The organism is Desulfovibrio biadhensis, from assembly GCF_055388615.1.
The window spans coordinates 1645189-1669004 of the sequence record NZ_AP042477.1; the positions used below are offsets into that span (position 1 = coordinate 1645189).

Here is a 23816-nt window from a genome sequence, read left to right on the forward strand (position 1 = left end):
GCGAGGATGACAGTCAGTTTGTAGTGTGGTGAAGCGTTGTTATAGCTTTGCGTTTGGTCTGTGTTTGCGACTCCCGGGGCCCTGGAGCTTTTGCCACGAGTAGCGCCCCTGGCTATCTGTCATGCCCGCGCAGGCGGGCATCCAGTATTTTTTCCACATGTGCTGGCTGTGCGAGCTTTTACGGCGCAAGGCAGAACCTGGATCCCCGCTTCCGCGAGGATGACAGTCAGTTTGTAGTGTGGTGAAGCGTTGTTATTGCTTTGCGTTTGGTCTGTGTTTGCGACTCCCGGGGCCCTGGAGCTTTTGCCGGGAGTAGCGCCCCTGCTATCTGTCATGCCCGCGCAGGCGGGCATTCAGTATTTCCTCTTCAAATCGTCAAGGTATCAGTCCACCACAAGCACTTCCGTGCCCACGCTGACGGCCTTGGCCATTTCCAGCCCCTGCTCGTTGCGCATGCGGATGCACCCCGCAGAAACGCGCTGGCCGATGAGACGCGGCTGATTCGTGCCATGGATGCGCAGAGCTACGCCATGGGAAAGGTGGATTTTGAATTTGCCCATGGGGTTGGCGGGACTGCTGGGGCGCACCCTGTCCGGCAAACGCTTGCCCCTGCGCAGTGCAGCCCGTTTCAGGTTGGCAGTGGGCACCCACCAGGGGTTGAAATCGATGCGCGTAATGGTGCCCAGGCCTTCTGGCCCGCGCAAGCCAGGACGGGGGGTGGCGACAGTATAGGTGCGTACCAGGTTTTCCGCTCCATCCGCGCCTAATTCGTATAGCCAGAGCTTGCACTGCTTGACGCTGATCTTGATGCGGTACGTGGCATTGGGGCGCAGCGCCGCGAGCGGGGTTTCCGTGGCGGAAGCCGCCTCTTGCATGGTTCGTGGTATTTCGCGTGTTTTTGTGGCGGTTTGGGGCATGTCTGCAGTGGTGGCTACGGTGGGCGCGCTGGCTGCTGCCGCCACGACAGGGGCGGTGTCGGTAGCTTGCAGCGTCACGGTCACCCGGCGGTTGGCCAGCCGCCCTGCTTCAGTTGCATTATCCGCAATGGGGGCGCTTTCCCCTTTACCATTGGTGTCTATGCGCGATGCAGCTACACCATAACGCGCTACAAGCATCTCTTTGATCTGTCGGGCGCGCCGCTGCGAAAGTTTCAGGTTGAAGGCTTCCGATCCCTTGGAATCGGTGTGCCCCACCAGGGATATTCGGGTGGCGGGGTGCTGTTGCAGAAATTGCCCCAGTTGTTGCAGCGTGCTTTCGTCCTGGGAGATCAAATCCGTGCCGCCGTAGTCGAAATGCAGTTGTTTGGCTGCGCCAAAAGCGGTGATTGGAGACGCTTTGGGAGCTTTTGGGGCAAGCCTGGAGGCTGTATTGCGCGAGTCTGCGGGGAGTGGCGTTTGCACCGTTGCGGCCGCGGCTATTTTCTGCTCACTATTTATGGGGGTGAATTTCTTATCCAGCGCGGCGTAATGCCCGGTCAGGGTCAGCTCCAGGCGCTGGTTGCGGCGGCGGCCTGCTGCGGTGGCGTTGGAAACCATGGGGCGTGACGCGCCCAACCCTTGGGTGCTGATACGCGCCTTGGGGATGCCGTATTGATTGACAAGAGCGCTGCCGATCTGATCGGCCCAAACTTGGCTTCGGGCTTGGTCGCTTTCCGGAGAAACACCTGGCGCGGTGTGCCCCTGAATGACCAGGGCGGTGGCGGTATTTGTCCGCAGCAGGGTTGCGATGCGTTTCAGTTGTTCTGCAAGCATTGCAGCGTCGAGGGGGGCTTCTGGTCCATGGGGCACCACGACGTGCATGTACAGCGGCACGGGGCAGCCAAAGGCGTCCACTTCCAGGCCGGCGGGGGTCGCCGAGCATTCGTCGCTCTGGTCGGGCACGCCATCATGATCCGCGTCGAGATTCGCAATATTTCCAGGTGATTCTGTAAGATTGGCAGTGCTGGGTTTGTGAGCGCCCCCTGCACAACCGGAAACAAACAGTAACGCCAATACCAGTATAGTCAGTAGCAAGCGAAAATTGGTTCGCATGGCCCCCTCCCTGAATGAAGCGATGCGGTGAAAATCGTGCTCTTAATATAGCCTAAAACGGCGGATAATGCCATTATATATCACCATACAGGATGACGGAAATTTTGCAAAGCAGGTTGCAAGGGGCGCTATGGCGCCGGTGGTGTCTTATCTGAGGTGGCGCATGGGAAACAGGGAATTACAGGAGAGCTTGCGGGCCGGGCTGGCTACTGTGCTTCCGGAAGCACCGCCCACGGAAGAGGACTGGGGCGGCCGTGAGGGGGACCTGGATGCGCAGTGGGCGTACAAGGTGTTTTACGGCAAGGACGCGGCGCAGACGCACCCCTTGTTTGCTGCCAACGTGATCGAGCGCGCCGAAGAGATTTCCTTCATGCCGCGCGCCGCTTTTCAATATTATTTCGTTTGTTTTGCGGATTATGTGGCTGGGAGCGAGGTGCTTGTCCAGGATGACGCGTCCTCCGCAGCCAGCTGCTTTTTACGGTTGCTGGAAAGCGCATTGCGGACGCACCGCGGCTGGGTGATGCCGCTTTTGCCACAACTTTTACCCGTGGCGGCCTATGTTGCCGCAAACCAGCGCCTTTTCGATGCAGATCGCGACATCTTTGGCGATTTCGGCGAATTGCTCGCAAAGATTGAGGCGCTCAGTTCGTGAGCACCGCATCTATCTCTTCGAGTATTGCCGCTGCAGCCGCGGCTGGGTCTTCCGCCCTGCAAATGGGGCGGCCTACCACGATGTGATCCGCACCGTTGCGGATGGCGTCTCCAGGGGTGGCAATGCGCTTTTGATCGTCTCCCACCGGGCCGGCGGGACGAATGCCGGGGGTGACGATGCGCAGGTCCCAGCCCAATTCCTTACGTATGCGTGCAGCCTCCCATGGGGAGCAGACCACGCCGGCCAGGCCGGATTCCTTTGCCAGGGCCGCACGCTGCAGCACCAGGTCTTCCAGGTTGCCGGGAAAGCCCATAGCGTTCAGATCTTCCTGAGAAAGGCTGGTCAAGGCCGTGACGGCCAGCAGGTCGCAGCCGCTGTCCGTTGCGGCGGCAGCCGCCGCCTGCATAATGGCGCGTTCGCCGTGCAGCGTGGCCAGGGAAGCGCCCCTGCCGGAAACCTGGCGTACGGCCGCGGCCACAGTATTGGGCACATCGTAAAATTTCAGATCCAGCATGACCTTGCACCCCAGCCCGAGAATATGCTCCACCATGGCAAATCCTTCTGCCAGGAAAAGCTCCAACCCTACCTTGAAGTACCCAACAGTGGGGCGCAGGCGTTCCACCATTTCTGCGGCCGGCGCAAAAGCAGGCAGGTCCAGGGCTACAATACAGCGTTCATTGAGCGGCATGGTCAGTCTTTTGGTCATGCTTTATCCTCCCGGGGCCTGTGTAGCGCCCTGCAAGGGGGTTGGCAAGCGTCTCGCTTGGTGCCAAAGATAAGGGCATGACGTATGCGAACAAGAACGACGATACAGCGCTTACCGCTGGGGCGGAGGCATAGATGGCCATTTCACTATTTGCCTGGCAGGGATTGATAGAAGAGCGCATTGAGAAGGCCATGCGCGAAGGGCAGTTTGAAGACCTCCCCGGGAAGGGGGAACCCCTCAAGCTGGAAGATGACTCAATGATTCCAGAAGACCTGCGCATGGCTTACAAAGTGCTCAGAAATTCCGGCCATTTGCCGCAGGAAGTGGCGGACCGCAAGGAAATCCAGACCATTCTGGACTTGTTGGAAGACTGTCCTGACGAAAAAACGCGCTGCCGCCAGATAAAAAAGCTGAATGTACTGGTGCGCCGCTGGAACATGAGCCGGAAGCGCCCCATCGTAATGGAAGAAAACGAGCGCTATTACCAGAAGCTGGTAGAGCGTGTGGAACTGCCCGTGCAGAGTAAGGAAAAGGGGAAGTGACAACGAATGTCGTGAGAGGCTTCAAACCGCAGCGTGTTTGGTGCTCGCGGTTTCCCCTTTTTATCTGATGTACCCCCGCAATTTGCCCAGGAGCGAGGTGTCCGGCTTCATGGGATTCAGCCCGGGTAGGGGTTCGTCCAGGGCAAGCTGTTGGCCAAAGGGCAACCGCTCCACCATGAGGTTGTACGTCTTGGCCGCCAGGTGTTCGAGGTTCAGCACGTCTTCGATGTTGTAGGCCAGCAGCGTCTCCAGCACGCTCTCCTCGTTGCTGCGCAGGAATTCCTGCCAGAGCAGCACGGCAAAGTAGCCGTCCACGCCGTCCAGCTCGCCCCTGTCGAGCCCAAAGTGTTTCTCCACTTTTTTCAGCCCACCGGTAACGCCGGCGGCCTTGAGCGCGAAACGCAGGTCCAGGTGCGCGTGTTCCAGGGTTATGCCCATGCTGCGTTCGATGAAGGGCGCGTCAAAGCAGCGACCATTGAAGGTGACAAGCATATCGTATTCCTGGATGTCTGTGGCGAAGTCTTCCAGGTTGCGCTCGTGCACATACCAGCGGGTTTGCCGCCCGTCGTAGAGCGCAATGGTGGTGATATGGTCCTGAGCAGGGCCCAGACCTGTGGTTTCAATATCCACGTAGGCCGTGTTGTGGCGAAATTCGGGAAACAGCCTCCAGATTTCATTGGGGGGTAGACTCTGGACAAAGAATTGTGCGTCGCCAGCTTCCAGCCGCTCCTTGGAAAGCTGCAAATGTTGACGGCACATCTCCAGTTTTGCCGCTGATTTGGGCGGCACGGGCAGACTTTCGGCCTGGAGCAGATCATCCCAGGTGTGGATGCCTGCATCCCAGAGTCTGGCTTCTGTTTTGACGCCTATGGTCGGGATATGGCAGAATGTTTGTTGTAGCATTTGTAATTTTTCCAGTAGGTTGGTTGGTGGTGTGCATATTGCGGCCTGGGGCAGCATACGGATTGCTCCAGAGCTCTGCAAGACTCCAGTGCCTGCAAAGGAGGCGTTATGTGTGGCCGATTCGGATTCGACATGCCCCCGAAAAAAGCGAAAGAGGCTTTTGAGCTGTCGCGGGTGGAGGAATACACCCCCCGCAGGAATATAGCGCCTACGACCGAAGTGGCAGTGATCGTTGCAGGCGGAGAAGGGCGCGTGTTGGGCGCCATGCGCTGGGGGCTAGTGCCCTCCTGGGCCAAGACTCCGGAAATGGGTGCGCGGATGATAAATGCCCGGGCCGAGACCGCTGCCGAGAAACCGGCCTTCCGCGCCGCATTCAAGCGCCGCCGTTGCCTGCTGCCGGCCCAATGGTTTTACGAGTGGAAGCGCAAGGAAAAAAGCAAACAGCCCTACGCAATCGCCATGGAGGACAGAGCCCCGTTCGCCATGGCCGGCCTGTGGGAACACTGGCAGGGCGCCGACGGCAGCGAACTGCTCACGGTCTGCATTCTGACCACCGACGCCAATGACCTGGTGGCGCCCATCCATGACCGTATGCCCGTGATCCTGCCAAAGCACGACTGGGACCTATGGCTTCTGGCCGGGGAGCAAGGGGGCGATGCCAGCAAACTGGAGCGGGAGCGTTTGCAAGCCCTGCTGCGCCCCTATCCGGCGGATGCCATGCACGCATGGCCCGTAAGCACGGAGGTAAACAACCCCCGTAATCAGGAACTCTCTCTGGAGCCTATTGCAGAGGGCGGTGTGTGAGGCGTCCATGATCATCAGTGCTTCCCGCAGAACCGATATACCGGCTTTTTATGCGGACTGGTTCTTCAATCGTTTGCACGCCGGGTATTGTCTGGTTGGCAATCCCTTTGCGCCTTCGCAATCCAGCAGGGTCTCCCTGGCGCGTGCGGATGTCGATTGCATCGTGTTCTGGACCAGGCATCCTGCCGTGTTGGCACGGCGGGCGGTGGAGTTGCGCGATCTGGGACACCAGGCCGTGTGCCTGACCTCGATCACCAATTACCCCCGTGCCATGGAGCCGGCCCGGCCGGCCACCGAAGCGGCTGTTAAAGGCGTTTTGCGGCTGGCGCAGGAATGGGGCGCTTCACGCATTGTCTGGCGCTATGATCCCATTGTGCTGACGGAATCCACCCCGCCAGAATGGCATTTGCACAATTTCAAGGAGTTGGCCGGCCGCCTTGCAGGGGCCGTGGTGCGGGTCAAGACAAGCCTGTTTGAAGGATACCGTAAGACACGCTCACGCATGGCGGCCCTGGAACGTCAAGGATTCTGCCTGTTTGCCCCGGAGCCGGAACGCGTCAGGGAGTTGCTTTTCGGCATGAAGGCAATAGCAAGGACCCATGGCATGGAACTGCAGGCATGTGCGCAGGGGGCGGCTCTGGCGGATTGCGGTATTCCGGCCGGAGCGTGCATCGACGCCGCCTGGCTTGGGCGGGAGTTCAATATATCCTTGCCCTTGTCACGGGATTCGCACCAACGTGGTGACTGCCTGTGCGCCCAAAGCCGGGATGTGGGCGCGTACGATACCTGCTGTTTTGGCTGCGCCTATTGCTATGCCACGGCGTCGCCAGCGCGTGCACGGGCGAACCGCGCTCTTCATGACCCTGCCGGGCACGCCTTGCTGCCGCTGGCCGCACCACGCAAGGAGCGCGGCTGCCAGCAGGGGCTGTTGCCTTTGTAGTAAATTCCTTGTTGGGGGTTCACCCCATCACTACAAAAAAGATCTGCTTCATGCAGCAAGTGGAGACAGAGAGCGATTGTCCAGAGAAGAAAGTCGCTACTGGCCTTGTCACTCCCCGGACTGGTAAGTGTTTTGGGTGCGAAATGGCGTATCAAAGGGATTTGTGATGCGTTCATGGATGGCGTCGCGTATTTCACGCACCTTGGCCATTTTTTCTTCGTAGGTGCCTTCCAGGGCGGAAGGGTCAGGAAAAGGCCAATGCCAGCGATGGGTCACGCCAGGGAAGACGGGGCACTTTTTTTCAAGTGAGTCGTCGCAGACCGTGATTACGTAGTCGTAGAGCCTGCCTTCCTTGAAGAGTTGAAATACGCTCTGGGTCTTTTTCCGGGAAAGGTCGATGCCCACCTCGGCCATGGCGTCGATGACCAGCGGGTTTATCTCGCCAGGCTGGAATCCTGCGCTTTCTACCTGGAAGGAGTCTCCTGCCTCACGTCGCAGAAGTTCTTCCGCCATCTGGCTTCGGGCGCTGTTGTGGTTACAGACGAAAAGGACCTTGAGCTTGTCCATGGGGCGCCTCCAAGCGAAATGTGGTCCACAGCACGAGAAGAGAATACAACATACCTGAAATCTGTGACGAAATCGTGATGCATGCAGGCAGTTGTCAGCTTTGGATACGCCCCTAAATATGGCGAAAAAACTATTTGGCAGGCGCCGGTTCTGCGTATTTTTCCAGTTCGCAATGGATGGTCTGTTCCGTAGAGAGGGCGCGCAATTGTACCCGTTGCACACAGCTCATGAAAGCGATGATGCAGGGCATGCTCAGGGAGTAGTAGACTTGGTTGCCGCGCTTGTCGTGCTTGACGATTCCTGCTTCACGCAGCACGGAAAGGTGTTTTGAGACTGTTGACATGTCGGCGCCCACAAGTTCGCGCAACTCGCAAACGCAGCGCTCCCCTTCTCCTAGGGCGTCCACCATGGCCAGCCTGCTTGGGTGGCCTAAGGCTTTGTAAATACGGGCTTGTTCTTCTATTTCACATCGCGGGCGCATGACAAATCCTTCCTTTGTTGGCAAAATAGCCAAGCACCCCCCCTTTCGTCAATTCCTGACCGGGCGTTTGCCCGGCATTGCCTCAAAAAGTGCCCTTGTTCCAGCCAAACCAGGAACGTTCTAAAGCAGCAAACTCTATGTAGATCCTGTCTGCAGGAATGGCAAGCTCCTGGTCCAGAAAAGCACAAATCGTTTCAGAAAGCGGTGCGCACTGTCCTTCCTGCAGGCCGATGCTCTTGAGCGCCACAGCTGCGGCAGGGGAGTCCGTACCGCCATGCAGCAGAAAAGCGCCTGGGGTGACCAGGGTCTGCACGTATTGCTCGGGCTTGCCAAGGGCTTTGGTTACCAGGGCGGAAGCCTTGGCGGCAAATTCGCGGGCCGCGCCATCGGTCATCACTACATTGGTGTCGATCTTGAAAAAAGGCATGGCTTTCTCCTGCGGGCTTGCTCTTCCGAAATGGCTGCGCAAAGAGGGAAGAGAATCTTCTAACTATAAAACCATTCGTAAGAAAAAAGGAGTCTTACGTCAATCATGCACCACAGCGGAAGACGCGCGCCTTAAAACGTCTGTTTCAGTAGATCCTCACTGCGCCCTCGTCCGCCATTTTGTCTTGGCTGCGTGGGCTGTTGGAACGTTCCCTGTTGCTGTTGCCCGTTCTGGGGTTGTTCAGAGAGGTCGGGCGTCCAGTACTGTCCTGGCTGGTTGGGCGCTGTGGGGTCGCTTGAGTACTGGACGGGAGCGCCCCATGTGCCGCCAGGGGGGGATTGATAGTACTGCGGTTGCGTGCCTTCCTTGAAGGGCAGCAGGTAGCAATCCGTGCATCCCGGGCTGGCCAGGGTGCCGGTTTCCCCGTTTACCAGAACCTGCACTATGCCAGGAGGCTCGGGGAAATCCTGCTCCGGGTACATGTCTTCCACGGCCATGCGGTAGTCCAGCCAGATGGGGGAAGCGGCGCGCGAGCCGGTTTCAAACTTGCCCATGGGGGTGAGTTGGTCAAAACCTACGTAGACGCCTGTCATCAGGTACGGCGTGAAGCCCATGAACCAGGCGTCGCGTTCGTCGTTTGTGGTGCCTGTTTTACCGCCCACGGGGCGCTTCAGCGCCTTGGCCCTGTACCCTGTGCCGCTCTGCACGACAGCTTGCAGCAAAGAGTCCATAATGTAAGCTGTTTGCGGAGAAATGGCCTGCGTCTTTTCCGGGGCGGAGCTGTAGATGTCCTCTCCCCACGGGCCTTTGACGGAGAGCACCATGCGCGGCTTGGTGCGCACCCCCTGGTTGGCAAAGGCGGTGTATGCCTCGCACAGATTGATAGGCGTGACGGCCACAGCGCCCAGGGCGATGGGCAGATAGGGCGGGAAATCTGGCTCCAGGCCCAGTTCCTTGGCGCGTTCGATGACCTTTTTGATGCCGATGCGCTGGGCCACGCGGATGGTTACCAGGTTCATGGACTTGGCCAGCGCCGTGCGCAGCAGTGTCGGCCCACTGAATTTGTGGGAAAAGTTTTGCGGCTTCCACACCTTGTTGCCGATCTCGATGACAATGGGCGCATCCAGAATCATGGAGGCCGGGGTCAGGCCGTTGTCCATGGCCGCGGAATACACCACAGGCTTGAACGCGGAACCCGGCTGCCTGCGCGCCTGTGTGGCGCGGTTGAACTGGCTGCGGTCAAAGGAATAGCCGCCCACAAGAGCCCGTACTTCGCCCGTTGGCGGTTCGATGGAAACCAGGGCGCCCTCCACTTGTGGGCGCTGCTCCAGGGATAATGCAGCAAGCATTTCATCCACTGACTTTTCTGGTTCCTGCGCCACTTCTTCCTGCGGTTTCTTGGCCTTTTTATCCTTTTTTTCTTCAGGAACAGGCAAGGACGCCCATACGACATCGCCAGGGGAAAGCAGCTTGGTGGCGTTTTTGATCTTGGCTGCGTAGTCGGGGGGCACTTTCACGTTGGGCGTTCTGGCCCAGGACATGGTGGATACGGGGATATACCCTTTGCGGGCTCCCACCCGTACGAAAGCCCCCTTGCTTTCGACCTTGGTAACCAGCGCCAGGACCCAGGCGCCGGGCGTCAGGTCCTCGGTCTGATAATCGTTCTGCTCAAGAAAGGTATCAAATTCCTCTGGCCGCAATTCCTGCACGGGGCCGTGCCAGCCGCGCCGTTTGGTGGAATCTTCCAGCCCTTTGCGCAGGGCCGCCTCGGCTGCTTCCTGGTGCCGCATATCCAGTGCCGTGTAGACATGCAGGCCGGAGCGGTAGGCCGCGTCTTCGCCGTATCGGTCCAGGTCTATGCCCAGCCGGTCCATGTTTTCCTTGCTCAGATAGTCCACAAGCCAGCGCCGGACTTCTTCCAGGTAATATGCGCCTTTTTGCCAGGAAATGTCGTCCATGCTTTTGTAGACCAGTTCCTGGTTCATGGCTTCGTCATATTGCTCCTGGCTGATCCAGTTTTCTTCGCGCATACGTCCCAGCACATATTTTTGCCGTGCTTTTGCGCGTTCCGGAAAGCGGAAGGGATTGTAGCGCGAGGGTGCCTGCGGGAGCCCCGCGATAACGGCGCTTTCCGCCAGGGTCAGGTCGCCTACATGTTTGCCAAAGTACACACGGGCGGCGGCTTCCACGCCATAGGCCCGGGCTCCCAGATAAATTTCGTTCAGGTAGATGGTAAGGATTTCGTCCTTGCTGAGGTAGCTTTCCAGACGATAGGCCAGCAAGGCCTCCTTCAGCTTGCGCTCGTAGCTTTTTTCCGAAGTCAGCAGCAGACGTTTGATGATCTGCTGGGTAATGGTGCTGCCCCCCTGTACGTTCTCCCCGGCCTTCAGGTTCTTGATAAAGGCGCGAAAAATAGCCGTCAGGTCAATGCCTTCATGCTGGTAAAAGGTCTTGTCCTCTGCAGCCAAAAAGGCCTTGGGCAGGTGGTCGGGCATCTGGTCCAGCCGCGCCAGAAAGCGTTTTTCCCGGTACAGGTGCCCCAGGACGTTGCCATTTTTGGTGTACACCGTGGTCACCAGCGAGGGCTTGTAGTCGGCAATCTTGGTGAACCCCGGCAGGTCCTTGGCGGCCCACATGTACAGGGTAATACCGCCGGCGGCAGCCATGAGGCACCCCATGCAGAAGAGCATGGCTATGATGATGAGCGCTTTTTTCATTTCGTCTTCTTATACCTGATGAAGGCTTGTTTGAGCAGCGGCAGACCTTCCTGCGGGGGCAGGCCCCAGGCCAGGCGGATGCGGCCATGCAGCATGCGCACCTCAGCTTCGGTCATGTCCATCACCTCCAGCAGGTGGGATATGGTTTTGGATTCCTCGACAGCAAGGCAGTTCGGGGGGGTGAACAAGGTCAGACGCCCCCCAGTGATCCAAAAGGGAAAGATGAGGCAATAGTGTGGTCTTACTTCGCGGGGCAGCACACACCCGTTGTTCCCCAGGAAAACGCACGTGCCATCGGGCCTGGTCGCCAGCCGCAGATGAAATTTCACTTCAGGAAACAGTTGATCGAAGAGGTTCTTTTCCTTGGGGAAGAGACGCTTCAGATTGTCCACAAACGGTTTATTGTTGGACTCCTGGACAAAAGCGCCCTTGTCCTGAACGCTTTCCAGAATGCGGTCGCGCTCCATTTCGGAAAGGGGGAAGCAGACCTTTTCCTCACCAGGCTCCAGCTGGCAGCAAGTGGGGCCGCGGTCGGTGCAGCGTTTGCACACATGAGGATCGGCCAGAATTTGTTGGGTATCTTTATCGCAAGTCATTTTAGAAAGCCTTTGTATGCACCACAGGCCAGTGGCCGTTGAAGCCGCGACAGACCATGATGGTGAATTTGCGCCCTTGTTGTCCGCGGAAAGTGGTCTGCAAGTGCCGTATCTGAACGGAATCAAACATCTCTTTCAGTTCAGCGGGCATGTGGTTTTTGAATCGCTCGATTACAAAAAGAGCGCCCCATCCTTTTGCGCCGTCAGGCAGCGCTGTCGGTCCTGGCCAGAGGTCGTATTGGTTCATGCGGCGGTCGATGTAGGCGCAGTAGGTGCGCGGCTGTCCGGGAGCGTAGAAGGCCAGCGCCGCAGTAATATCGTACGCATCGGAGAAATAAAACACCTTGTCGGGGTCGTCAAAGGCGTTCTGCGTCAGGCAGTCCAGTTCATTGCCAAGATCGGCCCAGCCTTTGAGACGCACCGTAGGGTTAAGGCCGGAGGGCAGGGGCAGATAATTATTAAGGTGCATGGCGGCAAAGGCCACAATACCGAGCACTATCCATACCTTGACGGCTTTGCGGGCGCGCCCTCTGGCATAGCTGATGTGTCTGGCCAGGGCGAAACCGCCGAGCAGGGCGCCGGCCACATAACTCATGGCGGGCCAGTTCGCGTATATTTTTGTGTGAAAGCTCCAGATGACGAAAAAAGCCCACAAGGGCCAGAAAAACAGCCCCAAAAGCCAGCGTTCTTCGCTGCGCAGTTCCAGTGGTTCGGGCAGCGGTGCAGGCACCACCGGAGCGGCTTCCTCCGGGGCTACCGGTTCCTCCAGTTCCTGCCCCAACCCCTGGGGGCGGCGGGGGGAGCCGAACAAGGCCTGCCAGCCTCCCCAAATCACGTAAAAAAACCACCAGGGCAACAGAATGCCGATCTGTCCGCCCATGAATTCCGGAAAACGGTCAAAGCGCACCATTGGCTTGGGTTCCGCAGCATTTACACCGGCCAGGGTACCCACGTGGCGAAAGCTCACCCATTCATGTGTGGCGTTCCAGATTACTATGGGCAGCAAGCCAATGCCCGCGCCTGCCAAAAGCGAAGTAATCACCACATATACCCGCTTGCCGGCCCGGCGACGAATGGCCAGGGCGAAAACAAAAGCCAGCGGCACGAACACGAGCATGGTGTATTTGGCCAGGACCCCCAGGGCGACACAGGCCGCCAACAATAGCGGCGCATAACCTGTCAGCCTGCTCTTTTCGCCCAGCAGCGCCTGGTGCAGGCAAACAAGACCGGCAATCCAGAAGAACAGCAGGGGGCTGTCCGTGGTCATCAACACGGCGGATGCCATGAACAGGGGAGACGTGTTCAGCAGCAACAGCGTCCAGAACGCCATACGGGGGCGCTTTAGCTGCACGGCGGCTAGGATGAAGAAGGCGCATTGGCTGAGCAGGGAAAAAAGCACGGCGCAGGCGCGAACACCCTGTTGCGTGTTGCCGAAGACGGCTGTGCCCGCCGCATTCAGCCAGGCGATAAGCGGCCCTTTGGAATAATACGATAGCTGGAGATTCCGGCTCCAGTCCCAATACTGGGCTTCGTCCTGGGCCAGGTCCAACTGCCCGGTGGCGACGAACAATATCCGCACCAGGGTGGTGGTCAGGATCAGGCCCAATGCCAGTGTCATCCAGAGTTTGGCTTGCTTATCGGGAATTGCGGGTGAATCCATGCAGAATCCTTGAAAATGGCATCATATATTGGCAGCAGGCGCCAGTGGTATGGTTGCCTGCGCGGCAAAGGAGCAAAATACAGTTGCGCTCGGGATTGTCAGAATTTGTGTCCGATTGATAGCGTTTCGCGGCGCGCCTTGTCCAGGCACAGCGATTACGGTTTTGCAATGGTTTTGCATAACAAGAGGAACAACATGGCAGCAGGTGGCCGTTTTGCTGTGAACGACCACCTGCGAAAAGTACGCGTGATAGGGGAAAAAGGGCGTGTCAGTCGTTTTCGGCGGCTTGCAGAATGGCCTTGAACGTGTCGGCCATTTCTCGGAATGCAGGCTCGTAACCACCGATGATGCGCATGGCTATCTCGGATGCGATCTCTGCAGAGTAGGCATGCAGGGCGTGGCTCCGGTCCATGAGCATGGTCATCCAGTATTCGTCGTGGCCGATGAGCTTTTTCTTGATGGCCGAGGATACGATGTCTTTGGACCCTATGATATTGCGAACGCCCATTTGCTCCTGGTGTTCTTTCAGAATTTTCATGGCAAGCTCATGGATGCATTCGAATTCCTGAATCAGGCCATGGATTTCAAGCTGTGTGAGCTCGCGCTCCTGATCCAGCCCCACGGTGCGTTCAAGATTTTCAAGAGCCAGCAGAAAATTTTCAAAAAGCGGTTTCCAGTGATAATCTATTGCCATGAGCCGTCTCCCCCTTCTTGCATCGCGTAAACCAAGCGGTGACCATTTTATACTGAAGCAATATGTTATTGCCACGGCATAATCAAGAATATGGTCTGAAAAATTCAAACGAGCGGCAACCTGTTACGAGGGGGCAGAAGTAATGCCAGCTATCGACGCCGCATCCCGGATGGGGTAGAAGTTGCTGTACCGTTACTGGAGATGCAGGGATACGGTGTTAAGGTCGCTGTGTTTCCAAAATGATCCAACGGAGGGAACGACATGCTTTTGCAAGGAAAAAAGGCGCTCATTTTTGGCGTGGTTAACGAGCGCAGCATCGCATATGGAATTGCCAAAACATTCAAGGAACATGGCGCACGGCTGGCCTTCAGCTACGCCGCCCCGCCAATAGAAAAGAGGTTGCGCCCCATAGTGGAGGAGCTGGGCGGCGAATTCACCATCCAGTGCAACGTGACGTCTGACGAAGAAATCGAAGCAGCGCGCGCAGAGGTGGAAAAGCAATGGGGCGAAGTGGACGTGCTTGTCCATTCCATTGCCTTTGCCAACCGCGACGACTTGCGGGGGCGCTTCATCGATACAAGCCGCGACGGTTTTTCCATGGCCCTGGACATCTCGGCCTTTTCTCTGGTGGCGCTGTGCCGCGCCTTTGAGCCGCTCATGCCCAAGGGCAGCTCCGTGCTGACCATGAGCTACTACGGCGCCGGCAAGGTGGTGGCCAATTACAACGCCATGGGGGTGGCCAAGGCCGCGCTGGAAGCCAGCGTACGCTATCTGGCCGTAGACCTGGGGCAGAAGGGCATACGCGTGAACTGCATCAGCGCCGGCCCGGTAAAATCCATGGCCGCCTCGGCCATCCCGGGGTTCAGCAAAATTCTGGGCGCAATCGAACATGCTGCGCCGCTCAAGCGGAACATCACCTTGGAAGATGTCGGCAAATCGGCGCTTTACCTGGCGTCTGACCTGTCCTCGGGAACCACCGGCGATGTCATTTTCGTGGACTCGGGCTTCAACATCATGGGCGTTTGTACGGACAGCATATTAGGATAAGTACTGGAGCCGACGGCAGAAGATGACAACTGCGAGCAATGGACCCGCGCGTCTGGCGCTGACGGTTTCAGGTCAGGTGCAGGGCGTGGGGTTTCGTCCCTTTGTGTATCGTGTAGCTCTGGATCACGGGCTGGTGGGCTCTGTGCGCAATACGCCGCAGGGCGTGCGCATCGAGCTGCAAGGGGAGGCTGCCTCCCTGGAAGCCTTTGCCCACGACCTGGAGGCCAAGCAACCGCCTTTGGCCAGAATAGTATCCGTGGTGCGGGAGGATTTGCCCCCCAAGCTGGAGGCGGAGGACGCCTTCAGCATACTGCATTCCAGTGCAGGGGAGGGGCACAACGTTCTCATCAGCCCGGATACGGCCACCTGCGCCGATTGTCTGCAGGAAATCTTTGACCCGGCAGACAGACGCCATCTCTATCCCTTTACCAATTGCACCAACTGCGGCCCGCGATACACCATAACGCGCAGTATTCCTTACGACCGCCCTGTTACGTCCATGGCCTGTTTCCCCATGTGCGAGCGTTGCGCTGCGGAATACGGCGATCCGTTGAACCGCCGTTTTCACGCGCAACCCAATGCCTGCCCGGACTGTGGCCCCCAGGTCTGGCTTACGGACAGCAATGGCGCAGAGCGCGAAAGGGGCACTGCCGCGCTGGAGCTGCTGGCCGCCGAGCTGCTCCAGGGGCGTATTGCCGCCATCAAGGGGCTGGGTGGCTTTCATCTTTCCTGTCTCGCATGGGGGGCGACAGGCGCCGCGGCGGTGGAGGAATTGCGCCGGCGAAAGAACCGGCAACACAAGCCTTTGGCGCTGATGGTGCCGGACGTTGCAACCGCGCGCCGCTTTGTGAATGTGGAGCCGGCCGCCGCGGCTTTACTGACAGGGGCGGAGCGCCCCATTGTTTTGTGCCCCCCTTTGGATAGGGCGACAGCGGCGGACGGCAAGGTCCCGAGCATTGCGCCCAGCGTTGCACCGGATACGGATCAGCTAGGGGTAATGCTGCCGTATACGCCCTTGCATCATGTGCTTTTGGCGCTCATTTCCCGGCGGAGCGAGACTGTTGCTGCAGCCGAGCGCCCCTTGCCGGCGCTTGTGATGACTTCCGGCAACATGAGCGGCGCGCCCATCTGCCTTGGCAACCGTGAGGCACTGGCGCGTTTGGGGGAGATTGCGGATTGTTTTCTGTTCCATAATCGCGACATTCTCATCCGCACAGACGACTCCGTTGTCCGGCCGCTGCCTGCTGCAGCGCATGACAAAGGGGAAGCGCCGGTGCAGTTCTTTCGCCGCGCCCGTGGCTATACCCCGCGGCCTGTTTTTTTGACGGATTTGGCTGATGCGCCCTCTGTCCTTGGGCTGGGGCCGGAGCTTAAAAATACGCTGTGTTTGACAAAAGGTGACCAGGCCTTTGTGAGCCAGCATATTGGTGACCTGGAGAACATTGAAACCCTCGGCTTTTTTCGCGAAATCATCGAGCATTTGCAAAAGATTCTGCAAACGCGCCCAGTTGCCTTGGTGCGCGATCTGCATCCGGACTACCTGAGCTCCCGCTACGCCATGGAGCAGGGGGCGTTGCCTGTGCTGGAGCTGCAGCACCATTACGCCCACATCCACGCCGTGCTGGCCGAGCACAAGCATGTTGGCCCGGCCTTGGGGCTTGCCCTGGACGGCACAGGGTTGGGGGATGACGGATCACTTTGGGGGGGCGAGCTTTTATTTGTTGATACCGCGAGCCTCACGCATCGCAGGCTGGGGCGGTTCGATCAGGTGCACCTGCCAGGGGGGGAGAGCGCAATCCGTGAACCCTGGCGCATCGCGCGGGGTATTTTGCACCAGTTGGGGCGCGCTCCGGGGGAGCGTGGCTGGCCCTGGCTGGATGATGCCCAATGTGCGCGTATGAGTGACATGTTGCCGCAATTGTTGGACAAAGGAATCAACGCCCCTGCAACGAGCAGTTGTGGCCGGCTGTTCGATGCTGTTGCCGCCATGCTGGGGCTGGTGCGCAGCATAACGTACGAGGGCCAGGCCGCCATCATGCTCGAGGCTGCGCAGGATATGGCTGCATCTGGCGGCTATGTTTGTCCCGCCAGAGAAGACGATGGCCTTTCCGTGCTGGAAACGCGCGGGCTTTTTGTCCAGGCCCTGGATGACTGGGAGACCGGGGCGCCAGCGAGCGCTGTCAGCCGGCGTTTTCATACTGGTTTGATCCAAGGGCTTGGTGACTGGGCCGCCGCAGCTGCCGCTGCCACGGGAGTACGACAGGTTGCGCTTTCCGGCGGGGTGATGCAAAACCGCACTCTGCGTCTGGAGCTTCCACGCACGTTGCAGGAACGGGGGCTAACGCCCCTATGCCACCTGGATGTACCCCCCAACGACGGGTGCATTTCCTTGGGACAGGCGGCCTGGGCGCGTTTGCGCCTGGCAGGGGAAGCATAAAGGCGCCAGACATAAGGGAGGGTGCGTGACCTATCTGCCGCAATATGGCGATCCTTTTTTTCTGGCTATCGTACTGGCGCTGCTGGCAGCCAGCGCTGTGGAAATGTTGGTGGACGCGCTGGAAGCGCGCTCGGTTTCTTCTCAGATTCCTCCCGAATTTCAAGATGTTTATGATGCATCGGAATATGCCCGCTCCCAAGAATATACGCAGGCGAAATCGCGGCTCAGTCTTATAGAAGGAGTGGTGGGGTGCGCTGCCACCCTGGCTTTTCTGCTGCTGGGCGGCATCGCGTGGCTGGACGGTCTGGCCGGGCACATCGCAGGGCAAATAGCGGACGGGCGCGCCGCCATGGTCATTCGTGGGCTGCTTTTCATGGGCGGTCTGTCATTGGGGGGGGACTTGCTCTCCACGCCTTTTTCGCTCTGGCACACCTTTGTGCTTGAAGAGCGTTTCGGGTTCAACCGCGCCACACCGCGGACCTATGTCATGGACAAGCTCAAGGGGTTTGCCATCGCCATTCTGCTGGGGGGGCCTTTGCTGGCGGCAGTACTCTGGCTGTTCATTGCGGCCGGTGGCTGGGGCTGGCTTTTGGCCTGGGGAGCCGTGGTCTCCTTTATGATCGTGATGCAGTATCTGGCGCCGACACTACTGCTGCCACTTTTCAATACATTCACCCCGCTGGAAGGGGGCGAGCTCCGGGAACGCATCGAAGACTATTCGCGTACGGTGGGGTTTGCTCTGGAAGGCGTTTATGTGATTGATGGCTCGCGCCGCACCAGCAAGGCCAACGCCTTTTTTACGGGCTTTGGCAGGCGCAAGCGCATTGCGCTTTTTGATAACCTGGTGGAGCGCCATTCGACGGATGAAGTGCTGGCCGTGCTGGCGCACGAAGTGGGGCACTACAAGAAACGCCATGTGCCGCTCATGCTGGTGCTGGGTATTTTCAAGACAGGCGTGCTCTTTTTCCTGCTTTCACTGATGCTCAAAGCTGATGGCCTCTTTGCAGCTTTTGCCGTGCAACCTACAGTGCACGTGGGGCTGGTGCTCTTTGCCCTGGTCTATTCCCCCGTATCATTGTTGACGGCTGTGCCGGCAAACAGGCTTTCACGTTTGTTCGAACGGCAGGCCGACGCATACGCGGCAGAAACCACAGGGCGCCCCCGTTTTCTGGCGCAGGCGTTAAAACGGCTGGCCGCCCATAGTCTTGCCAATCTGACCCCGCACCCCCTTGATGTGGCGCTGCATTATTCACATCCCCCTGTGTTGGAACGTGTGCGCCGACTGGAACAGTGGAAAACGGGTGTGGAAGGTTGAGTGTCTGATCGTCACGCTATCCAGATGATTTTTGGCGAAATGCAACGCTTGCTCAGGGCAATGCCGCGTTGCGTTGCTGCACGGCTCAAGGCGCTGACAGTGCGCTGTAAAGGGTTTGACCGCCTTGTGATCACGCTGTAAGTATGCAGCACATGATTGAGGTGTTTACTGCCTTGAGTGGGGGGAAATCATTGGAATACGTTGATTTTTTAGCAATAAATCGAGTAACTGCAGACAGGCCCCACCTTGTTTATCCAAATGCATGCTGTTGCCGTCGAGCAGTAAGGCCCTGTAGCGTTACTTTCTAAAATGTCTACAGATTCGCATAGTCAACATATCTGCCCTCCCCACGTGAAGTATCAATGGCAACCTCGACTTCTTTCGATACATAAGGAAATGTCAGGCCTTCGATTTTTGAAGAGCATAGGGAAGGGGTGCTCTCTATTTGTGTGTTATTGATTTGCAGAAGTGTGGTTGTTTCTCGTAAATGGAGCCATACAGTCCTGAAAAGCGGGTAGGATACTGCAGATACCATAAAACATCCGACGGATGTTCTTGGAAAACTCAAGACCGGACACAATTCAAAAGTATATTTCGTACAGTTTGCAGATACGGTCTTCAACTATAGCTATAATTATTTTGGATAGTTGGCTGGCGTGACAGATTGGTTGAATAGAGACACCACGTACCATGCGCCGAAAGGAGCCATTTTGTGCAAGCCTGCAAATGAACCAATGGCGAATGCCCGCTTTGGTATTGCCGGAACCGTCGGCTATTCTGAAATGGTCCCTTAACTTCTCATGAATACTGAAACTATGAATGCATCCATGACTGGTCAATCTGGCGGTGAGCAGCGATTGGCCCCGGTGGCCTTGTTTGTCTACAATCGCCCCGAACATACGCGCAAGACCCTTGAAGCATTGGCGAACAATACGCACGCCCCCTATACGGACCTTGTTGTTTTTTCCGACGGACCAAAGAATAGTGATGCTGCGGATCTGGTGCGGGAGGTGCGTTCCATTGTACGCGCCGCCTCCGGGTTTGCAACGTTGCGGGTGGTGGAAAGGGACGCAAACCGTGGTCTTGCGAACTCCATCATTGCTGGCGTGACAGAGCTTATCGATACGTATGGCGCTGCGATAGTGGTGGAAGATGACCTGATAACATCCCGACACTTCCTGGCGTACATGAACCAGGCCCTTGCCCACTATGCGGCCATGCCGGAAGTATTCTCGATAACAGGGTATTGTTATCCGCCCAGGCTGCTGGCCTTTCCTCACGATTACCACTATGACACATTTGCCTCGTACAGGTGCCACTCCTGGGGGTGGGCAACGTGGAAAGATCGTTGGGATAAGGTTGACTGGTCTGTTTCCGACTTTGAGGAATTCATGTCGGACGAGGAAGCCCAGAACGTATTCAACCGTGGCGGAGATGATCTGACAAACATGCTTGGGCTGCAGATGGATGGAATGATCGATTCCTGGGCTATTCGATTCTGTTACGCCCACTTTCGTAATGATGCATACTGCATGTACCCAGTACAATCATTGATTTCCAATATCGGCTTTGATGGCTCAGGCTGCCATTGCGCTGCAGAGGACAATCCTCTCCGCGCCACAGAGTTGGACGATGATTGGGTTCCAAAAAAGTTCTCCTCTCCGCAGATAAACCAAGAGATTGCCAGAAGCTATAAGGCAGTGCACAATTGTTCAACTCCTGATGCTGGAAGCAGCGATAAAAAGACGTTTCTGCGGAGAGTTTTTCGTTATACCAAGCGGTTGGCGTCGCGATTGATACACAAGGAGCAAAAATGAAAGCAGTCATCCTTGCGGGGGGTTTCGGCACTCGATTAAGTGAAGAAACCGTTGTCCGTCCCAAGCCAATGGTGGAAATTGGTGGCCGCCCTATTCTTTGGCATATCATGAAGATATACTCTGCTCATGGTGTTAATGACTTCATTATCTGCCTGGGTTACAAAGGGTTTTACATCAAAGAGTATTTTGCCAACTACTTTTTGTACATGTCTGACGTCACCTTTGATATGTGCGAAAATTCCATGCATGTTCACAATAATACCTGCGAGCCCTGGCGCGTGACGCTCGTGGATACGGGGCATGACACCATGACGGGCGGGCGTCTCAAACGCATTGCCCCTTACCTTGATGATTCGGACTTCTGTCTCACATACGGTGATGGTGTCTCTGACATCAACATAACGGCTTTGCTGGATTTTCATGCTTCCCACGACAAATTGGCGACATTGACGGCTGTCCAGCCTCCGGGACGTTTTGGCTCCCTGGGGCTTACGGATGATATGATCACGGAATTCCTTGAAAAACCTCAAGGTGATGGCGGCTGGATAAACGGCGGCTTCTTTGTCTTGTCACCCAAGGTGCTTGATTATATCGACGGAGACGCCACTCTTTGGGAGAAAACTCCCCTTGAAAATCTTGCACGTGACAACCAACTGATGGCTTACAAGCATCACGGGTACTGGCAATCCATGGACACCCTTCGGGACAAACACACGCTGGAGGAACTCTGGCAGAGCGGTAATCCACCATGGAAAATTTGGGAATGAGTTCTGCTACGTCCACACCATTTTCCTGGAGTTCCCTGTACGCAGGCAAAAAAGTCCTGATAACGGGGCATACAGGCTTCAAAGGCTCGTGGCTTGCACTGTGGCTGCACCTGCTGGGAGCAAGGGTGACTGGTTACTCCTTGTCCCCACCGACAGAGAGAAACCTCTTTGAGTCCATTTCTGTGGGAGAACTCATAGAGGATGTCAGGGGCGACATTCTCGATCAGCAACACATGGAAGCTGTTTTTCAGAAAACACAACCTGAAATCGTCTTCCATCTGGCTGCCCAGCCCCTGGTGCGACGCTCCTATGCAGAGCCGAGGCTGACCTACGCCACCAACGTCATGGGCACCGTCAACGTGCTGGAAGCCGTGCGCGCAACCCCGAGCATCAGGGTTGTGGTCAATATCACGAGCGATAAATGCTATGAGAATCGTGAATGGGTCTGGGGGTATCGTGAGAACGACCCCATGGGGGGAAGTGATCCTTACAGCAGCAGCAAGGGCTGTGCTGAACTCGTTGCCCAGGCCTATATGCGTTCCTTTTTCTCCCACCCCGAAGCACCTGCCCTTGCGTCTGCCCGCGCCGGCAACGTTATAGGCGGGGGGGACTGGGGAGAAGACCGCCTGCTTCCGGATTGCGTGCGTTTTCTTGAAAAGGGCGATTCGATACCTATTCGGAATCCCCGCGCAACCAGGCCCTGGCAGCATGTTCTCGAACCCCTTTCAGGTTACCTGTGTCTAGCAGCCCGGCTCTGGGAAGACGGCCACACCAGCCAGGGCGGGTGGAATTTTGGTCCGTCCGAGGCAAGCAGCTGGAGTGTTCTGCAGGTTGTCGAAGAAATATTATCCCTTTGGGGTACTGGTGCATACGCTTGTGATTCTGCGGCGCATCCACACGAGGCGCAGCAGCTTCGGCTTGACTGCAGCAAAGCCAACATCCAGCTGGGATGGCATGCTCGGTGGTCCGTGAATCAGGCTATTGCAAGGACCATTGAGTGGTACAAACGAGAGATCGCCGGGGATCAGCCACAGGCCCTACGCGATTTGTGCCTCCAACAAATTGAATCTTACAGCACTCTGTAGAAATCATGGATAAAGCAAGCAACTCATTTTCCTTTCAAGTCGGCGAAATTGTTCAAATCTCTTCTGCTCCGTCAGGTGGCGCGCAATTTGGCGTAATTTTGAAGAATTGTGAGGAAAAAGTATATTTGTGCCCCTTGGAAGATGGCGGCAAGCATAAGGATGCGCCAGACGCTCTTGTCATCTCACTGGAAGGGGGCGCATACCTTGCCTTGCCAGAGAGCTCCTTCTGGTATTGCGGCAATGGCGCAGTATCCAAGGGACACGTCGCCGCTGCTCAGCTGGACGCCATCCTGCGCGCATTCAACAGGTTTGCTGTGGGGCTCCACGCGGATCATACCCATGCCGCGCGTCCCTTCACACCGGGAGAATCGCCAGTGCCCGTGTCTGGACGTGTTTTTGGCACACGGGAAGTCGAGACCTTGATGGACGCGAGCCTGGATTTCTGGCTGACCACAGGGCGTTTTGACGAAGCGTTTTGCGCGCAGCTTTCCGCATTTTTGGGTACGAAGCATGTCTTGACCACGAATTCCGGGTCTTCTGCGAATCTGCTTGCGGTCAGCGCCCTCACATCGCCCTTGTTGGGGGAGAGGGCCTTGTGCCCCGGCGATGAGGTCATAACGGTGGCCGCAGGGTTCCCAACGACCGTGACCCCCATTTTACAGAACGGGGCTACGCCGGTTTTTGTCGATATCGACATCCCCACGTATAATATTGATCCAGCGTTGATTGCCGATGCCGTGACAGAAAAGACCAAGGCCATCATCATTGCGCACACACTGGGCAATCCTTTTGATCTTGATGCGGTTCTTTCCGTTGCGGAAAAGCACAACCTTTGGGTCATTGAAGACTGCTGCGATGCTCTTGGCGCGGAGTACGATCTCCCTGCAGGGCACGCCCTTCCCGCCGGCCCCAGAAAGTGCGGCACTTTTGGCCACATTGCCACGTTTTCTTTCTATCCTGCTCACCACATCACCATGGGCGAAGGCGGCGCCGTGGTGACCAACGACACGACCCTGAGCAGAATTTTGCTCTCTTTTCGAGATTGGGGGCGCGAGTGCTGGTGCAAGCCTGGACATGACAACACGTGCAAAAGCCGCTTTACGAAGAAATTTGAATTACTTCCAGATGGTTATGACCATAAGTATGTCTACTCGCATATCGGCTACAACCTGAAGATAACCGACATGCAGGCTGCTGTTGGCGTAGCGCAAATGGAGCGCTTGCCATCTTTTATCGAGGCGCGGGGCAGGAACTACGCGCATCTTTACAACCTTCTCAGCCAGGCAGGTGACGCGCTCGTTCTTCCTGAGCCTACGCCGCGCAGCCGCCCCTCCTGGTTTGGAATGCCGCTCATGTTGCGCGAGGATGTGGGCTTTTCTCGAGAAGACCTTTTGAAGCACCTCAATGAACTCAAGATAGGCACCCGATTGCTGTTTGGTGGAAACCTGACCAAACAACCAGCCATGAAGAATCAGAAATTCAGAGTATCTGGCGCATTAGACAATACAGATAAAGTGATGCGTCAGGTTTTTTGGGTTGGTACGTATCCTGGTTTGACTGCGGACATGCTGGACTACATGGGCGCATCCATTTTGGAATTCATTCAAAAACACGGCTAACCCTTCGCGT

General features: G+C 57.1%; 22 protein-coding genes. 12 read left to right on the forward strand and 10 right to left on the reverse strand.

What is annotated here, in order from left to right; genetic code table 11:
• Positions 1-383: 383 nt before the first annotated feature.
• Positions 384-2030 carry an OmpA family protein gene (locus tag ACZ5EH_RS07170; RefSeq protein WP_464277440.1) on the reverse strand — a complete coding sequence of 549 codons (1647 nt, stop codon included), beginning with the start codon at positions 2028-2030 and terminating at the stop codon, positions 384-386.
• Between the two features lie 163 nt (positions 2031-2193).
• On the opposite strand from ACZ5EH_RS07170, the gene ACZ5EH_RS07175 reads away from it, so the two are divergent.
• Entirely contained in the window at positions 2194-2682 is a 489-nt protein-coding gene (locus ACZ5EH_RS07175; RefSeq protein ID WP_464277441.1) for a hypothetical protein, read from the forward strand.
• Here the strand turns inward: ACZ5EH_RS07175 and pyrF are convergent.
• Entirely contained in the window at positions 2672-3388 is a 717-nt protein-coding gene (gene pyrF / locus ACZ5EH_RS07180) for an orotidine-5'-phosphate decarboxylase (protein ID WP_464277442.1), read from the reverse strand. The genes ACZ5EH_RS07175 and pyrF overlap by 11 nt on opposite strands.
• Positions 3389-3522: 134 nt before the next feature.
• On the opposite strand from pyrF, the gene ACZ5EH_RS07185 reads away from it, so the two are divergent.
• Positions 3523-3930, forward strand: coding sequence for a DnaJ family domain-containing protein (locus tag ACZ5EH_RS07185; protein WP_464277443.1), 408 nt, complete (start codon positions 3523-3525; stop codon positions 3928-3930).
• Positions 3931-3990: 60 nt separating this feature from the next.
• Here the strand turns inward: ACZ5EH_RS07185 and ACZ5EH_RS07190 are convergent, their stop codons facing one another.
• Positions 3991-4833 (reverse strand): ribonuclease H-like domain-containing protein, encoded by an 843-nt coding sequence (locus ACZ5EH_RS07190; RefSeq protein ID WP_464277444.1) that lies wholly within the window; start codon positions 4831-4833, stop codon positions 3991-3993.
• 108 nt (positions 4834-4941) lie between these two features.
• On the opposite strand from ACZ5EH_RS07190, the gene ACZ5EH_RS07195 reads away from it, so the two are divergent.
• Together ACZ5EH_RS07195 and ACZ5EH_RS07200 are read left to right on the forward strand one after the other, a co-directional pair.
• Positions 4942-5637 carry an SOS response-associated peptidase gene (locus tag ACZ5EH_RS07195; protein WP_464277445.1) on the forward strand — a complete coding sequence of 232 codons (696 nt, stop codon included), beginning with the start codon at positions 4942-4944 and terminating at the stop codon, positions 5635-5637.
• A gap of 7 nt (positions 5638-5644) precedes the next feature.
• On the forward strand, positions 5645-6577 hold the full coding sequence (locus ACZ5EH_RS07200; protein ID WP_464277446.1) for a DUF1848 domain-containing protein: 933 nt from the start codon (positions 5645-5647) through the stop codon (positions 6575-6577).
• Between the two features lie 108 nt (positions 6578-6685).
• On the opposite strand, the gene ACZ5EH_RS07205 is transcribed toward ACZ5EH_RS07200, so the two are convergent.
• The 7 genes from ACZ5EH_RS07205 to ACZ5EH_RS07235 all read right to left on the reverse strand — a co-directional run bounded on the left by ACZ5EH_RS07205 (position 6686) and on the right by ACZ5EH_RS07235 (position 13719).
• On the reverse strand, positions 6686-7144 hold the full coding sequence (locus ACZ5EH_RS07205) for an arsenate reductase ArsC (protein WP_464277447.1): 459 nt from the start codon (positions 7142-7144) through the stop codon (positions 6686-6688).
• Positions 7145-7274: 130 nt separating this feature from the next.
• Positions 7275-7625 (reverse strand): ArsR/SmtB family transcription factor, encoded by a 351-nt coding sequence (locus tag ACZ5EH_RS07210; protein ID WP_464277448.1) that lies wholly within the window; start codon positions 7623-7625, stop codon positions 7275-7277.
• Between the two features lie 82 nt (positions 7626-7707).
• On the reverse strand, positions 7708-8052 hold the full coding sequence (locus ACZ5EH_RS07215) for a phenylpyruvate tautomerase MIF-related protein (RefSeq protein WP_464277449.1): 345 nt from the start codon (positions 8050-8052) through the stop codon (positions 7708-7710).
• Positions 8053-8183: 131 nt separating this feature from the next.
• A complete protein-coding gene (locus ACZ5EH_RS07220) occupies positions 8184-10769 on the reverse strand; it encodes a penicillin-binding protein 1A (protein ID WP_464277450.1) in 2586 nt (861 codons plus the stop codon).
• Positions 10766-11365: a zinc/iron-chelating domain-containing protein gene (locus ACZ5EH_RS07225; protein WP_464277451.1), complete on the reverse strand. Its 600-nt coding sequence runs from the start codon at positions 11363-11365 to the stop codon at positions 10766-10768. Before ACZ5EH_RS07225 ends, ACZ5EH_RS07220 begins: the two co-directional genes overlap by 4 nt.
• Position 11366: 1 nt before the next feature.
• Positions 11367-13025 carry an ArnT family glycosyltransferase gene (locus tag ACZ5EH_RS07230; RefSeq protein WP_464277452.1) on the reverse strand — a complete coding sequence of 553 codons (1659 nt, stop codon included), beginning with the start codon at positions 13023-13025 and terminating at the stop codon, positions 11367-11369.
• 268 nt (positions 13026-13293) lie between these two features.
• Entirely contained in the window at positions 13294-13719 is a 426-nt protein-coding gene (locus tag ACZ5EH_RS07235) for an HI0074 family nucleotidyltransferase substrate-binding subunit (protein ID WP_464277453.1), read from the reverse strand.
• A gap of 261 nt (positions 13720-13980) precedes the next feature.
• On the opposite strand from ACZ5EH_RS07235, the gene ACZ5EH_RS07240 reads away from it, so the two are divergent.
• The 8 genes from ACZ5EH_RS07240 to rfbH all read left to right on the forward strand — a co-directional run bounded on the left by ACZ5EH_RS07240 (position 13981) and on the right by rfbH (position 23806).
• Positions 13981-14766: an enoyl-ACP reductase FabI gene (locus ACZ5EH_RS07240; RefSeq protein ID WP_464277454.1), complete on the forward strand. Its 786-nt coding sequence runs from the start codon at positions 13981-13983 to the stop codon at positions 14764-14766.
• A 22-nt stretch (positions 14767-14788) separates the two neighbouring features.
• A complete protein-coding gene (gene hypF, locus ACZ5EH_RS07245; protein ID WP_464277455.1) occupies positions 14789-17203 on the forward strand; it encodes a carbamoyltransferase HypF in 2415 nt (804 codons plus the stop codon).
• A 25-nt stretch (positions 17204-17228) separates the two neighbouring features.
• The gene (locus tag ACZ5EH_RS07250; protein WP_464277456.1) at positions 17229-18518 is read left to right on the forward strand and encodes a M48 family metallopeptidase; all 1290 of its coding nucleotides are present in this window, start codon (positions 17229-17231) and stop codon (positions 18516-18518) included.
• Positions 18519-18659, forward strand: coding sequence for a hypothetical protein (locus tag ACZ5EH_RS07255; protein ID WP_464277457.1), 141 nt, complete (start codon positions 18519-18521; stop codon positions 18657-18659).
• A 686-nt stretch (positions 18660-19345) separates the two neighbouring features.
• The gene (locus ACZ5EH_RS07260; RefSeq protein ID WP_464277458.1) at positions 19346-20335 is read left to right on the forward strand and encodes a glycosyltransferase family 2 protein; all 990 of its coding nucleotides are present in this window, start codon (positions 19346-19348) and stop codon (positions 20333-20335) included.
• Positions 20332-21102 carry a glucose-1-phosphate cytidylyltransferase gene (gene rfbF, locus ACZ5EH_RS07265; protein ID WP_464277459.1) on the forward strand — a complete coding sequence of 257 codons (771 nt, stop codon included), beginning with the start codon at positions 20332-20334 and terminating at the stop codon, positions 21100-21102. The genes ACZ5EH_RS07260 and rfbF overlap by 4 nt, the downstream gene beginning before the upstream one ends.
• Positions 21099-22187: a CDP-glucose 4,6-dehydratase gene (rfbG, locus tag ACZ5EH_RS07270; RefSeq protein ID WP_464277460.1), complete on the forward strand. Its 1089-nt coding sequence runs from the start codon at positions 21099-21101 to the stop codon at positions 22185-22187. Before rfbF ends, rfbG begins: the two co-directional genes overlap by 4 nt.
• Positions 22188-22192: 5 nt before the next feature.
• Entirely contained in the window at positions 22193-23806 is a 1614-nt protein-coding gene (gene rfbH, locus ACZ5EH_RS07275; protein ID WP_464277461.1) for a lipopolysaccharide biosynthesis protein RfbH, read from the forward strand.
• Positions 23807-23816 lie beyond the last annotated feature (10 nt).